At 62.3% G+C, this 13,026-nt stretch carries 13 protein-coding genes; 2 read left to right on the forward strand and 11 right to left on the reverse strand.

Annotation, left to right across the window (positions count from 1 at the left end; genetic code table 11):
* From ntrC to dusB, 3 genes are read right to left on the reverse strand one after another with little or no spacing between them, the layout of a single operon-like run.
* The gene (ntrC, locus tag AAFN55_RS13820; RefSeq protein WP_347799414.1) at positions 1-1,455 is read right to left on the reverse strand and encodes a nitrogen regulation protein NR(I); all 1,455 of its coding nucleotides are present in this window, start codon (positions 1,453-1,455) and stop codon (positions 1-3) included.
* Positions 1,452-2,585: a nitrogen regulation protein NR(II) gene (locus AAFN55_RS13825; protein ID WP_347799415.1), complete on the reverse strand. Its 1,134-nt coding sequence runs from the start codon at positions 2,583-2,585 to the stop codon at positions 1,452-1,454. Before AAFN55_RS13825 ends, ntrC begins: the two co-directional genes overlap by 4 nt.
* Positions 2,582-3,607 (reverse strand): tRNA dihydrouridine synthase DusB, encoded by a 1,026-nt coding sequence (dusB, locus tag AAFN55_RS13830; protein WP_347799416.1) that lies wholly within the window; start codon positions 3,605-3,607, stop codon positions 2,582-2,584. The genes AAFN55_RS13825 and dusB overlap by 4 nt, the downstream gene beginning before the upstream one ends.
* Before the next feature lie 146 nt (positions 3,608-3,753).
* Here dusB and AAFN55_RS13835 point away from each other — a divergent pair, with 146 nt between their 5' ends.
* Both AAFN55_RS13835 and AAFN55_RS13840 read left to right on the forward strand, forming a co-directional pair.
* Positions 3,754-4,974 (forward strand): bifunctional 2-C-methyl-D-erythritol 4-phosphate cytidylyltransferase/2-C-methyl-D-erythritol 2,4-cyclodiphosphate synthase, encoded by a 1,221-nt coding sequence (locus AAFN55_RS13835; RefSeq protein ID WP_347799417.1) that lies wholly within the window; start codon positions 3,754-3,756, stop codon positions 4,972-4,974.
* A complete protein-coding gene (locus AAFN55_RS13840; protein WP_347799418.1) occupies positions 4,971-5,468 on the forward strand; it encodes a CinA family protein in 498 nt (165 codons plus the stop codon). Before AAFN55_RS13835 ends, AAFN55_RS13840 begins: the two co-directional genes overlap by 4 nt.
* Before the next feature lie 108 nt (positions 5,469-5,576).
* On the opposite strand, the gene AAFN55_RS13845 is transcribed toward AAFN55_RS13840, so the two are convergent.
* From AAFN55_RS13845 to AAFN55_RS13880, 8 genes are all read right to left on the reverse strand, one after another.
* A complete protein-coding gene (locus AAFN55_RS13845; RefSeq protein WP_347799419.1) occupies positions 5,577-6,044 on the reverse strand; it encodes a type II toxin-antitoxin system RatA family toxin in 468 nt (155 codons plus the stop codon).
* A 4-nt stretch (positions 6,045-6,048) separates the two neighbouring features.
* Positions 6,049-7,020, reverse strand: a complete 972-nt coding sequence (gene lipA / locus AAFN55_RS13850) for a lipoyl synthase (protein WP_347799420.1) — start codon at positions 7,018-7,020, stop codon at positions 6,049-6,051.
* Between the two features lie 129 nt (positions 7,021-7,149).
* Positions 7,150-7,404, reverse strand: a complete 255-nt coding sequence (locus tag AAFN55_RS13855) for a GlsB/YeaQ/YmgE family stress response membrane protein (protein WP_347799421.1) — start codon at positions 7,402-7,404, stop codon at positions 7,150-7,152.
* Between the two features lie 99 nt (positions 7,405-7,503).
* Complete coding sequence (gene lpdA, locus AAFN55_RS13860) at positions 7,504-8,964, reverse strand: dihydrolipoyl dehydrogenase (RefSeq protein WP_347799422.1); 1,461 nt, start codon at positions 8,962-8,964, stop codon at positions 7,504-7,506.
* A 15-nt stretch (positions 8,965-8,979) separates the two neighbouring features.
* Positions 8,980-9,618, reverse strand: coding sequence for an SGNH/GDSL hydrolase family protein (locus tag AAFN55_RS13865; RefSeq protein WP_347799423.1), 639 nt, complete (start codon positions 9,616-9,618; stop codon positions 8,980-8,982).
* A 21-nt stretch (positions 9,619-9,639) separates the two neighbouring features.
* Positions 9,640-10,182, reverse strand: a complete 543-nt coding sequence (locus tag AAFN55_RS13870) for an HdeD family acid-resistance protein (protein ID WP_347799424.1) — start codon at positions 10,180-10,182, stop codon at positions 9,640-9,642.
* Between the two features lie 38 nt (positions 10,183-10,220).
* Positions 10,221-11,579 (reverse strand): pyruvate dehydrogenase complex dihydrolipoamide acetyltransferase, encoded by a 1,359-nt coding sequence (locus AAFN55_RS13875; protein ID WP_347799425.1) that lies wholly within the window; start codon positions 11,577-11,579, stop codon positions 10,221-10,223.
* Positions 11,580-11,590: 11 nt separating this feature from the next.
* Positions 11,591-13,018, reverse strand: coding sequence for a pyruvate dehydrogenase complex E1 component subunit beta (locus AAFN55_RS13880; RefSeq protein ID WP_347799426.1), 1,428 nt, complete (start codon positions 13,016-13,018; stop codon positions 11,591-11,593).
* Positions 13,019-13,026: the final 8 nt, after the last annotated feature.

The raw sequence follows: 13,026 nt of genomic DNA on the forward strand, positions 1-13,026 counted from the left end.
CTATTTCGAGGCGCGATAGACGTTGACGCCCAGTTCCCGGATTTTCTTGCGCAGCGTGTTGCGGTTGAGGCCCAGAAGCTCGGCCGCCTTGATCTGATTTCCGCGCGTCGCGGTCATCGATGCAAGCACCAGCGGATACTCGACTTCCGCAAGGACGCGCTGGTAGAGGCCCGGCGGCGGGAGATCGCCGCCGAAGCTTCCGAAATACCGCTGGAGGTAGTGCTCCACCGCCTGGGCGATCGTGACATCGTCCGGGAGCATTCCGTTGTTGTTGCCGGACGGGATCGTCTCGGCAGCGCGCAACTCGGTCTCGATGATCTCGGCGGAAATCTCGTCCTGGGGATAGAGCGCGGCAAGCCGGCGAACGAGATTTTCGAGTTCGCGGACGTTTCCCGGCCAGCCATAGCGCTTCATCAGTTCCAGGCCGGCATTGTCGATCCGCTTGGTCTGCAAACCTTCCTTCTCGCCGAGTTTGAAGAAGTGCCGCACGAGGTCCGGCAAATCCTCCGATCGCTCGCGCAGCGCAGGCAGGCGCAGAGGCACCACGTTCAACCGGTAGAACAGGTCTTCGCGGAACAGGCCCTGATTGATCAGCGTGCGCAGATCCTTGTTGGTCGCCGCCACGATGCGGACGTCAGTGCGGATCGGCGTGCGTCCGCCGACCGTCGTGTACTCGCCCTGCTGAAGCACACGCAGCAGACGCGTCTGTGCCTCCATCGGCATGTCGCCGATCTCGTCGAGGAACAGTGTCCCGCCTTCCGCCTGCTCGAAGCGGCCTGTCGACCTGTTCTGCGCGCCGGTAAACGCGCCCTTCTCGTGTCCGAACAGTTCCGATTCGATGAGATCGCGCGGGATCGCGGCCATGTTGATTGCCACGAAAGGCCCGTTGCGGCGGCGGCCATACTCGTGGAGCGCGCGCGCAACGAGCTCCTTTCCGGTGCCGGATTCGCCCGTGATCATCACGGTCAGGTCCGTCTGCATCATGCGTGCGAGCATGCGGTAGATGTCCTGCATCGCCACGGAACGACCGACGAGCGGCATCGCTTCGCCCTGCTCGTCGTTGCGAACCTCAGGCGCCAGCCGCTTCGGCTCCGACAAAGCGCGGTTGACGATCGTCAGCAGTTCGGTGAGATCGAAGGGCTTCGGCAAATATTCATAAGCGCCGGTTTCGGATGCCCGGATCGCGGTCATGAACGTATTTTGCGCGCTCATCACGATAACCGGCAGTTCAGGCCGTGCTTTCTTGATGCGCGGCAGCATGTCGAACGCGTTCTCATCGGGCATCACCACGTCGGTGATGACGAGATCGCCCTCGCCCGCCGCCACCCACCGCCAGAGGGTCGATGCATTCGAGGTGACGCGGACTTCGTGTCCAACTCGCGACAGCGCCTGGTTGAGAACCGTCCTGACGGCCGCGTCGTCGTCGGCCACAAGAATGTTACCGCGGATGGTCATGCCGCGTGTTCCTCTTCGATATAATCTTCAAAACTGCGCGGTTCCTTCCATGTCGGCATGAGAATGCGGAACGTGGTCCCCCGCGAGGAGGATTCGCATTCGATCACGCCGCCATGCTCGCCGACGATCTTGGCGACGAGGGCCAGGCCCAGGCCGGAACCGTTGGGCTTCGTGGTGATGAACGGATCGAACAGGATCGGCAGGATGTCGTCCGGCACACCGTGCCCATTGTCGTGGACACAAAACTCCAGCGGCAACGATACGCGGTCCTGCGTGCCCGGAACGGAAAGCTTGATACCCGGACGGAACGCGGTCGAGAGCGTGATCTCGCCGCCCGGATCATGGCCGATCGCTTCCGCGGCGTTCTTCACGAGATTGAGGAACACCTGGATGAGCTGGTCGCGGTTGGCATAGACCGGCGGCAGCGATGGATCGTAGTCCTCGATGATCTTCACGCGGCTTGCAAAGCCGTTGCGCGCGATAGCCTTCACATGGTCGAGCACGACATGGATGTTGACCGGTTGGCGGTCGATCGGACGCTCGTCCGAAAAGACCTCCATGCGATCGACAAGCGAGACGATCCTGTCGGTCTCGTCCGTGATCAGTCGCGTCAAGGCGCGATCCTCGTCGGAAACCGCGGTCTCCAGAAGCTGCGCCGCGCCGCGAATGCCGGAAAGCGGGTTCTTGATCTCATGGGCCAGCATCGCAGCCAGCCCTGTGACCGAGCGTGCCGCGCCGCGATGCGTCATCTGACGGTCGATCTTGTCCGCCATCGACCGTTCCTGGAACATCACGACGACATAGCCGGGCAGTTCGGGCACCGGCGCGACATAGAGGTCGACCACGCGCTCGACGCCGAGGCGCGGCGACGAAATGTCGACGCGGTATTCGTTGAACGGCGACCGCCGCTCGCGCACCTGTTCCACGAGCGTCAGAAGCGGACTGCCGAACGGCACGAACCGCTCCAGCCCGTCACGCGCCAGCACCGATGCGCTCGCCCGGAAGAAATCCTCCGCATCGGCATTCGCGAAGACGATCTTTCCATCGGGCGAGACCATGATCACCGGATGGCGGATCGTATTGAGGACGATCGCTGCAGGATCGACCCCGGCCGGAAGACCCGTGCTCATGCCGCGCTCCGCATATCGGTGGATTCGCGCGCGTCGAACACCGCGCGCAGCATTGAAACGACTGTCGCGGTATCCGTGGACGTCATCACGGTCTTGCGCATCGTCGCATCGGCGCCTGCCGCGTGACGATCCATGTAACAGCCGAGATGCTTGCGCGCATGGCGCAGTCCCTGTTCTTTTCCGTAAAGGTCCAACATGTCCTCGTAATGCGCGATGACGTAGTCACCGATCTCGATCGAATCCGACGGTATGCCGGACGGTGTTCGCCCATCTGCCGCTGCCGCGATGGAGCCGGCGAGCCATGGGGCTCCGTAATGTCCGCGACCGACCATGACCGCATCGGCACCCGATTGCGTGAGTATGGAAACCGCATCCTCCAAGCAGGTCACGTCGCCATTGGCGACGACCGGAATGGATACAGCGTGTTTGACGCGGGCGATTGCGCGCCAGTCGGCCCGGCCCTTGTAAAACTGGCAGCGTGTGCGGCCATGCACGGTCACCAGTTGGACCCCGGCGTCCTCGGCGCGCTTTGCGATCGACGGCGCGTTGAGCGCCGTTTCGTCCCAGCCGAGCCGCATCTTGACCGTGACCGGCACGTCCACCGCGCCGACGACAGCTTCGATCAGCGACAGCGCGTGGTCCGGCTCGCGCATGAGCGCCGATCCGCAATAGCCGCCCGTCACCTTCTTCGCAGGGCAACCCATGTTGATATCGATGACGTCGGCGCCCTCGCCGACGGCGATCCGCGCGCCCTCCGCCATCCACTCCGCGTCGCGACCGGCGAGCTGAACGACATGGATCGGCACATCGGGGCGGCGGATACGCAGCGCTGAATTGCGTCTTCCCTTGGCCAGTTCGCTGCTGGCGACCATCTCGGACACGACAAGCCCTGCCCCATGCGCCACCGCGCGTTTGCGGAACGGCTCATCGGTAATTCCCGACAAGGGCGCAAGGAACACGCGGTTGGCGATCACGAGCCTGCCGAGACCAAGGGGCTCCGCGAGTCGAACGTGAGAAAGCATGCACAAAAACCAAGCAAACGAGCAGTTTGCACATTCAGTAACCAGAATTAGGGGTGTGTGCAACTGCCAAATGCGTTTCGGGAAGCCAGCGACTGAATTGCACTGGCCATGACGCACAGGCGCCACTAAGCGTTTGGCCGACGCAAATGCAACCCCTTGGGATGATGATGGGCGAAGGCAGAGTCGGAATTGTGATCGTGGCGGCAGGACGCGGGGAACGCGCGGGCCAATCCAGCGAGGGTCCGAAGCAATATCGACGCATCGGCGGCAAGGCGATCATCCGGCACACGCTCGAAGTCTTCCTGGACCATCCCGCAGTGGCAGGTGTTGCGGTGGCTATTCATCCCGATGATGAAGCCCTGTTTTCAGATGCCGCCGGCAGCCTGGCATCGAGGGTGACACTCGTTCACGGCGGTGCCAGCAGACAATCATCGACGCGGCTCGCACTCCAGGCCCTAGCAGGCTCGGATATCGACGTTGCACTGATCCATGACGCCGTGCGTCCCTTCGTCGATCATGCGCTGGTGGAACGCGTTCTCGACGGCCTGAAGCATGGCGGCGGGAGCCTGCCTGCATTGCCGGTATCCGACACGATCAAGAAATCCGCCGACAACGGCGTTGTCAGCGGCACGGTATCGCGCGACGGCCTTTTCGCCGCACAGACGCCCCAAGGGTTCCCGTTCAAAGCCATTCTCGCGGCACATGAACAGGCATCGGAGGCTGGCCGCGACGACTTCACCGACGACGCGGCGATTGCCGAATGGGCAGGTATCCCGGTGACGATCGTCATGGGCTCGCCCGACAACATAAAACTCACCTGGGCAAGGGACATTGAAATGGCGGATGCGAGGCTTCGAGCCGCGAACAGCTTTCCAGATGTGCGCACCGGCAATGGCTACGACGTTCACGCATTCGATGAGGGTGGTCATGTAACGCTTTGTGGTGTCGAGATTCCACACCACAAGCGCCTGTCGGGGCATTCCGATGCCGATGTCGGGCTGCACGCCCTGACCGATGCCCTGCTCGCCACATGCGGAGCGGGTGACATCGGCACGCACTTCCCGCCATCCGACATGCGTTGGAGGGGAGCGGCCTCCAAAATCTTCGTCGCGGAAGCGGTTCGCATCGTGCGCGAGCGCGGGGGCCGCATCGCGAATGCCGATATCACGCTTATCTGCGAAGCGCCCAAGATCGGCCCGCACCGTGAGGCGATGACCGATGCGCTTGGCGAGATGCTGTCGATTTCGCGCGACCGCATCTCCGTGAAGGCTACGACCAATGAGAGGCTTGGCTTTCTCGGGCGCGAAGAGGGTATCGCCGCAATCGCCACGGCGACCGTCGTGTTTCCCGGAGAGTTGCCCACATGATGGACCCCACGCCCCCCTTCGATCCGATCGCGCAATTGTTTCTCGATACCTGCGCTTCGCACGGCATCCTCGCGGCCACCGCCGAATCGTGTACCGGTGGACTGATCATCGCGCTTTTGACCGACATTCCAGGGTCTTCATCGATGGTGGACCGCGGCTTCGTGACCTATTCCAACGCAGCGAAGATCGAGATGCTGGGCGTCTCGCAAGACACGCTCGACACCTATGGCGCCGTATCTCGCGAAACCGCATTGGAGATGGCTGCCGGCGCGTTGGCGCATTCGAACGCTGGTGTCGCGCTATCCGTGACGGGTATTGCCGGGCCGGATGGCGGCAGTGCCGAAAAGCCGGTGGGATTGGTTTGGTTCGGCGTCGCGGTCAAGGATCGGAAGCCCATCGCAGAACACCGCATCTTCGACAATCGCGGGCGCGATTTCATTCGCCGGGAGACAGTTCGCACCGCGTTGGAACTCGGCATACGAGCCCTCACCTGACCGCCTAAAGCGCGTCGCGATCTTTCAGATTCGCTTCCCGCGCTTTATGTCCTTGTTTTCATGCATGTCGTTGTCCCAAAACCGGTTCCCACTTTTGGGCGACATGCATTAGGCGACGCCCGCGTCGCGCCGTCCGTAGACGACGTCGGCGCGCTTCTCGAACGCCTCCGCGAACATGCGGAACGCGCGATCGAACATCGCCCCCATCAAGGCGCCGAGAATCCGGCTTTTGAATTCGTAGTCGATGAAGAAGTGGATCGTGGTACCGCCACCGGGCAACGCTTCGAAGCGCCAGAGATTGTTGAGGTATTTGAACGGCCCGTCGACATATTTGACGTCGATGCGGTTTTCCTCGGGCTTCAGAACGACCTGGCTGGTGAAGGTCTCCTTGATCGCCTTGTATCCGACAGTCATGTCGGCGACGAGCAGTGTCACGCCGTCGCGCTCCTTGCGCGAGCGCACGTTCAGAGCCTCGCACATCGGCAGGAATTCGGGATAACTCTCGACATCGGCAACCAGCGCGAACATCTCGTCAGGCGTGTGCGAGACCCGTCTCGTCGTTTCGTATTTCGGCATGGGATCAGACGGCCGCTGCGATCTTGGCAGCACGGTTGGCCCGCAGCCGCTCGAAATCCTCGCCGGCATGATGCGACGAGCGCGTGAGCGGGCTGGATGCGACCATCAGGAAGCCCTTCGCATACGCCACTGTCTCGTACGACCGGAATTCGTCGGGCGTTACGAACGCCTTCACCGGGTGATGCTTCTTGGAGGGGGCGAGATACTGCCCGATGGTCATGAAATCGACCTGTGCGGACCGAAGGTCATCCATGAGTTGCAGGATTTCGTTCCGCTCTTCGCCGAGCCCGACCATGATGCCGGACTTGGTGAAGATGGTGGGGTCGATCTCCTTGACCCGCTGAAGCAGGCGGATCGAATGGAAGTAGCGCGCACCCGGCCGAACGGTCAAATAGTTCGACGGGACGGTTTCGAGATTGTGGTTGAAGACGTCGGGCCTCGCCGCGACGACGATTTCGAGCGCTCGTGCGCTATCCTTGCGCAGGAAGTCCGGCGTCAGGATTTCAATCGTCGTGTTGGGCGATGTCGCGCGGATGGCATGGATGACGTCGGCGAAATGCTGCGCACCGCCATCGGCAAGATCGTCGCGATCGACCGACGTTATCACCACATGGCTAAGGCCCATCTTGGCGACGGCCTTGGCGACGTTTTCGGGTTCGTCCGGGTCGAGTGCGGTGGGGATTCCGGTCGCGACATTGCAGAACGCGCAGGCGCGGGTGCAAATCTCGCCCATGATCATGAAGGTGGCGTGCTTCTTCTCCCAGCATTCGCCAATATTCGGGCAGCCAGCCTCTTCGCAGACAGTCACAAGACGGTGCGACTTAACGATCTCTCGCGTCTCGAGATAACCCTTCGACACAGGCGCTTTGACACGAATCCATTCCGGCTTGCGCAGCACCTCCTGATCGGGGCGATGCGCCTTTTCAGGATGGCGTGGCCGTGCCTGTGTGGAGACGGTGTCGAGGACGGTGACCATGTCTGCTCCGCTGCGAATCCCGAAAGGGAAAAAGCCCTTCCGCATCACGGTACTATAGGGTTCGCAGCACAAAAATGTAAGGCCGCCACGAGCATGGCGGCCTTGTCGAAATGCAGGTCTCGGCTGCGTCTAGCGCCGGACAGCGCGCCCGATCGCAATCAGGATGCAGGCACCGATGAACCCGACGATGAGGTAGATCAGAATACCGGTGCCGGTATAGATACCCAACACGCTCAGGAGGAAGTTGAGCGCTGCCGCGCCAATGATGCCGAGCACGATGTTCATGAGAATGCCCATGTTGCTCTTCATGAACTGTTCGGCCAGCCAGCCGGCAAGGCCGCCGACGATGATTGCGCCCAAAAGGCCCATTCCGTTGAGATCCATCACCCATCTCCTCGCGTGTTCGGGGATCATTCCGCGTGATAAACGCCTCTGCCGGACACTGGTTCCCGCGAGCCGAAAAACTGCCGCTGCATTAGCGACTTAAATGTTCAGCGCCTTGCCATACGCGTCCAGAACACTTTCCTTCATCATCTCGGACAGGGTGGGGTGCGGGAAGATCGTGTGCATCAGTTCTTCTTCCGTCGTCTCAAGATTCATTGCCACGACGAAACCCTGTATGAGTTCGGTGACTTCTGCGCCGACCATGTGCGCGCCGAGAAGCTGACCGGTCTTCTTGTCGAAGATCGTTTTAACCAGCCCCTGGTCTTCGCCGAGAGCGACGGCCTTGCCGTTTGCCACGAACGGGAACCTGCCGACCCGGATATCATGCCCAGCCTCTTTCGCCTTGGCTTCCGTCAACCCCACCGAGGCCACCTGGGGAGTGCAGTAGGTGCAGCCGGGGACCAATGCGCGGTCGAGCGGATGAACGTCGTGGCCCGCAATCTTCTCGACGCAGATGACGCCTTCGTGCTCCGCCTTGTGCGCGAGCATCGGCGGCCCGGCAACGTCGCCGATCGCGTAGATGCCCGCGACGTTCGTGCGTCCATAGCCATCGATGGCGATCGCGCCGCGTTCGAGCTTTACGCCGACATCCTCAAGGCCGAGATTTTCGGTGTTGCACTGGACACCGACCGCCGAAATCAGCCGATCGGCAGTGAGCTTCTCGACGGACCCGTCCTTCTTCTCGATGTGGGCGGTGACCGTGTCCTTGCCTTTCTCGACCTTCGTTACCTTGGCCTCGAGAACGAACTTCAAGCCCTGCTTCTCGAACCGCTTTTGCGCGAATTTCGAGATTTCCGCATCTTCGACCGGCATGATCTGCGGCATCAGTTCGACCACCGTCACGTCGACGCCCATGGTGCGATAGAACGATGCGAACTCGATGCCGATCGCGCCAGACCCCATGACCAGCAACGACTTCGGCATGGCGGCCGGCACCATCGCCTCGAAATAGGTCCAGATCAGCTTGCCGTCCGGCTCGATGCCTGGAAGCGTGCGCGGCCGTGCGCCGGTCGCGACAATGATGTGCTTTGCCGCATAAGTCCCCTCCCCCAAGGTGTTCTTCGGGGCCGGAACCTGCGGCTCCATGGGCTTCTTGCTCGTCTTGGAGACGGTGATCTCGCCAGGCTTGTCGCCGGATGCGGCCTTGGTGAGCTTGGCCTCGCCCCAGATGACATCGACCTTGTTCTTCTTCATGAGCATGCCGACGCCGCCATTCATGCGCGCCGCAATGCCGCGCGAGCGTTCGACGATGCCTTTGAGGTCGGGCTTCACCGTGCCTTCGATGGTCAGCCCGTAATCCTTGGCATGGCTGGCCAGATGCATGACCTCGGCCGAGCGCAGCAAGGCCTTGGTCGGGATGCAGCCCCAGTTCGAACAGATGCCGGCCAGATGTTCGCGCTCCACGATCGCCGTCTTGAGCCCGAGCTGCGCCGCCCGGATCGCGGCGACGTAGCCGCCTGGCCCCGCACCGATGATGATGACGTCGTAAGTGGCAGCCACACGCATTCTCCTCGATCAGATTCCCAGCATCATCCGCACAATGGGCTCCAGCCCCTTGCCGATGGCGCGTGTATTGTCGGCGTCCAGATGGACGCCATCGGTCGGCGACGTACGGGCGACGGAGCCCGCATCGAAGAAGCCGCAATCCTCGAGATCGGCAAGATCGGAATAGAAGCTTGCCAGCATCTGCGACTGCTCGACACCGCCCGAGAAGATCGCCGCGAAATCCGGATCGGCCGTCTCCGACAAAGCCGGCGGCGAGACGATCAGAACCTCCGGCGCCGCCGCGCCGAATGGATAGGGATGCAGGCGCACGAGATTGATCAGGCGCTGCATGCCCTGTTTCGCGCCGATCGCGTGGCCGCAGATGAACGGCTTCATGTCGTTGGCGCCGAGCATCAGGATCACCAGGTCAAGCGGCGCGTGCGTCATCAGGATGGTCGGAAGGACGCTTGCGCCGTTCCGGTCGGCGGCAGCCAGATGATCGTCAAACGCAGTGGTCCGCCCGTTCAGGCCTTCGGCGATGACCTCCACGCCATCGCCCAGAAGCGACTGAAGGACGCTCGGCCAGCGAACGTCTAGCGGATGACGGTCCTGCGTCTCCGCGTCGTAGCCCCATGTCAGCGAGTCGCCGTAACAGAGGATCGTTTTCATCCGCACGCCCTCACTGCACGATCAAAGTCTGCGCAGACCGAGCGCGATGAACAGGAAGAGCACGCCGTTCGAGATCAGTTCGACCCCGAGCAGGATACCGAGGATCGACGACGCCGAGAACGGAAAGTCGGCAAGGATCATCACGCCGAGCGCCAGCGAAACGATGCCGGAAAACAAGATCCAGCCCCATCCCGACACCGAGCGCAGCGAGAACGAGTACATGATCTTCACCGCGCCCGTGGCGATGAACAGCACCGCCACCAGAAGCGTCAGCGAAACCATTCCCGCAAGCGGATCGAAGATCAGCGACAGCCCGACCACGAGGGTCAGGACGCCGAACAGCATCGACCAGATGAATCCGCCCCAACCCTGCATACGAAACGACTGGATGATCTGAACCGCACCCAGAAGGCTGAACACCCAGCCGGCCATCAGCGTTGCGGCGAGCGTCGCCGCGAACGGGTTGAGAAGCGCCAATACGCCGCCTACGAGCGATATGATGGCCAGAACAGCCATCCACACCCAGGAATTCCGAAGCTTTTCACGATGCACGACGACAGCCATGGACATACCTCCGGATTATCCGGGCACCACGCCCGGACTTAAACCAGCATTCCCATCGGATTCTCGATATACTTCTTGAACGCGCCGAGCAGCTCGGCGCCGAGCGCGCCATCGACTGCACGATGATCCGTAGAGAGGGTCACGGACATCACGGTTGCGACCTTGATCTCGCCGTTCTTCACCACGGCCCGCTCCTCGCCCGCGCCGACCGCCAGGATCGTTGCGTGCGGTGGATTAATGACCGCTGCAAAATCCTTGATGCCGAACATGCCGAGGTTGGAAACCGCCGTCGTGCCCCCCTGATATTCCTCGGGCTTGAGCTTGCGGTTGCGGGCGCGGGCAGCCATGTCCTTCATCTCGTTGGAGATCGCCGAGAGCGACTTCTGGTCGGCCTTGCGCACGATCGGCGTGATCAGGCCGCCGGGAATGGACACTGCCACGCCGACATCGGCGTGCTTGTGCTTCAACATGCCGCCTTCGCTCCACGACGCATTCGCGTCGGGCACGGCCATCAGCGCCATCGCCATCGCCTTGATGACAAGGTCGTTGACCGAAAGCTTGTAGGCAGGCTCTTCGCCCTTGTCGGTCTTCTTGACCGGTGCCGCATCGTTCAACTGTTTGCGCAGAGCCAAAAGCGCGTCGAGTTCGCAATCCAGCGTCAGATAGAAATGCGGGATCGTGGTCTTGGCTTCGACGAGACGACGCGCGATCGTCTTGCGCATGTTGTCATGCGGGACGAGTTCGTAGGACCCTTCTTCGAAGAGCTTGAGAATGGCATCGTCCGACATCGCCTTCGGAGCAGACGCGGCAGCAGTGCCCGGCTGAGCCGCAGCGGAAGTCGACTTCGCACCGCCGCCGGAAATTGCCGCCTCGACGTCTGCCTTCACGACGCGCCCTTTGGGGCCGGAGCCCTGGATCGCGGAGACATCCACGCCGGCATCCTTGGCGATGCGGCGCGCAAGCGGCGACGCGAAGGTGCGCTCGCCGCTTTGCGGCTCGTCCTTCACGGCAGGCTTTGCCTCTGCAGCAGCAGGCTTCTCCGCCTTTTCCTCCGGCTTCGCCGCAGTGGGCTGCTCCTGCTTGGCGTCTTCCTTGGGCGCTTCCGCCTTGGCCTCAGCCTTGCCGCTGCCCTTGGCGGCGGCACTTGCGTCCTCGCCTTCTTCCGCGAGGATCGCGATCACCGCGTTGACCTTGACGCCCTCCGTGCCGGCCGCAACGACGAGCTTGGCAACAGTGCCCTCATCGACGGCCTCGACTTCCATCGTCGCCTTATCGGTTTCGATCTCGGCCAGAACGTCGCCAGGCGAAACCTTGTCGCCTTCCTTGACCAGCCATTTGGCGAGATTGCCCTCTTCCATCGTGGGCGAGAGGGCCGGCATGGTGATCTCTATCGGCATGTTGGCCTCCCTCAGCTCCGGTACGTGACGGCTTTCACCGCCTCGACGACCTCACCGACATTCGGAAGTGCCAGCTTCTCGAGGTTCGCCGCATAGGGCATCGGCACGTCCTTGCCCGCAATGGTGATCACCGGAGCGTCGAGATGATCGAACGCGCGCTGCATCACCTGGCTGGCGATGTGATCGCCGACCGAAGATTGCGGGAAGCCCTCTTCGACCACCACGAGACGGTTCGTCTTCTTGACCGAGGTCAGGATCGTGTCGAAATCGAGTGGGCGAATCGTGCGCAGGTCGATGATCTCGACATCGAGGCCCATGGCGCGCAACTCGGCCTCGGCCTTGACGACATAGGTCATGCCGATGCCGAAGGAGACGATCGTCACGTCCTTGCCCTGCTTGTGCACACGCGCCTTGCCGATCGGCAGCACGAAATCGTCGAGCTTCGGCACATCGAAGGTCTGGCCGTAGAGGATTTCGTTTTCGAGGAAGATGACCGGGTTCGGATCGCGGATCGCAGCCTTGAGGAGCCCCTTCGCATCCGCAGCCGAGTACGGCATGACGACCTTGAGGCCGGGAATGTGCCCGTACCAGGCCGCGTAGCATTGCGAGTGCTGCGCGCCGACGCGCGCTGCCGCGCCGTTCGGTCCGCGGAACACGATCGGCGCGCCCATCTGGCCGCCCGCCATGTAGAGGGTCTTCGCGGCCGAATTGACGATCTGGTCGATCGCCTGCATCGCGAAGTTGAACGTCATGAATTCAACGATCGGCTTCAGGCCGGCCATTGCCGCACCGACACCCACACCGGCGAAACCGTGCTCGGTGATCGGGGTATCGACCACCCGGCGCGCGCCGAATTCCTGGAGCAGCCCCTGGGTGATCTTGTAGGCGCCCTGGTACTCGGCCACCTCCTCGCCCATGATGAAGACGTCTTCATCGCGGCGCATTTCCTCAGCCATCGCATCGCGAAGCGCTTCGCGAACGGTGGTCGGAACCATTTCGGTGCCCGACGGGATGTCCGGATCTGCGGCGACATCGACCTTGGGCGCAGCCGGAACGGCGGCATCCTTCTTCGCGGTCGGCTCGTCGGAAGCCTCGCGGGCCTTTCCGCCGGCGTCGGAATCGGCCGCAGGCGCCGTATCCGCATCGGCCTTCGGCTCGCTTTTGGCCGGCACGGCCTTGGCATCGTCGGCGCTCTCGCCATCCACCAGCAGGGTGGCGATCGGCGTATTCACCTTCACGCCTTCAGTACCCTCGGCGACCAGGATCTTGCCCAGTACGCCTTCATCGACGGCTTCCACTTCCATCGTCGCCTTGTCGGTCTCGATCTCGGCGATCACGTCGCCGGGGGCGACCTTGTCGCCTTCCTTCTTGACCCATTTCGAAAGATTGCCCTCCTCCATCGTCGGAGAGAGGGCCGGCATCAGGATTTCGATCGGCATTGTCCGCC

Source organism: Mesorhizobium sp. CAU 1732 (assembly GCF_039888675.1).
GTDB lineage: Bacteria > Pseudomonadota > Alphaproteobacteria > Rhizobiales > Rhizobiaceae > Aerobium.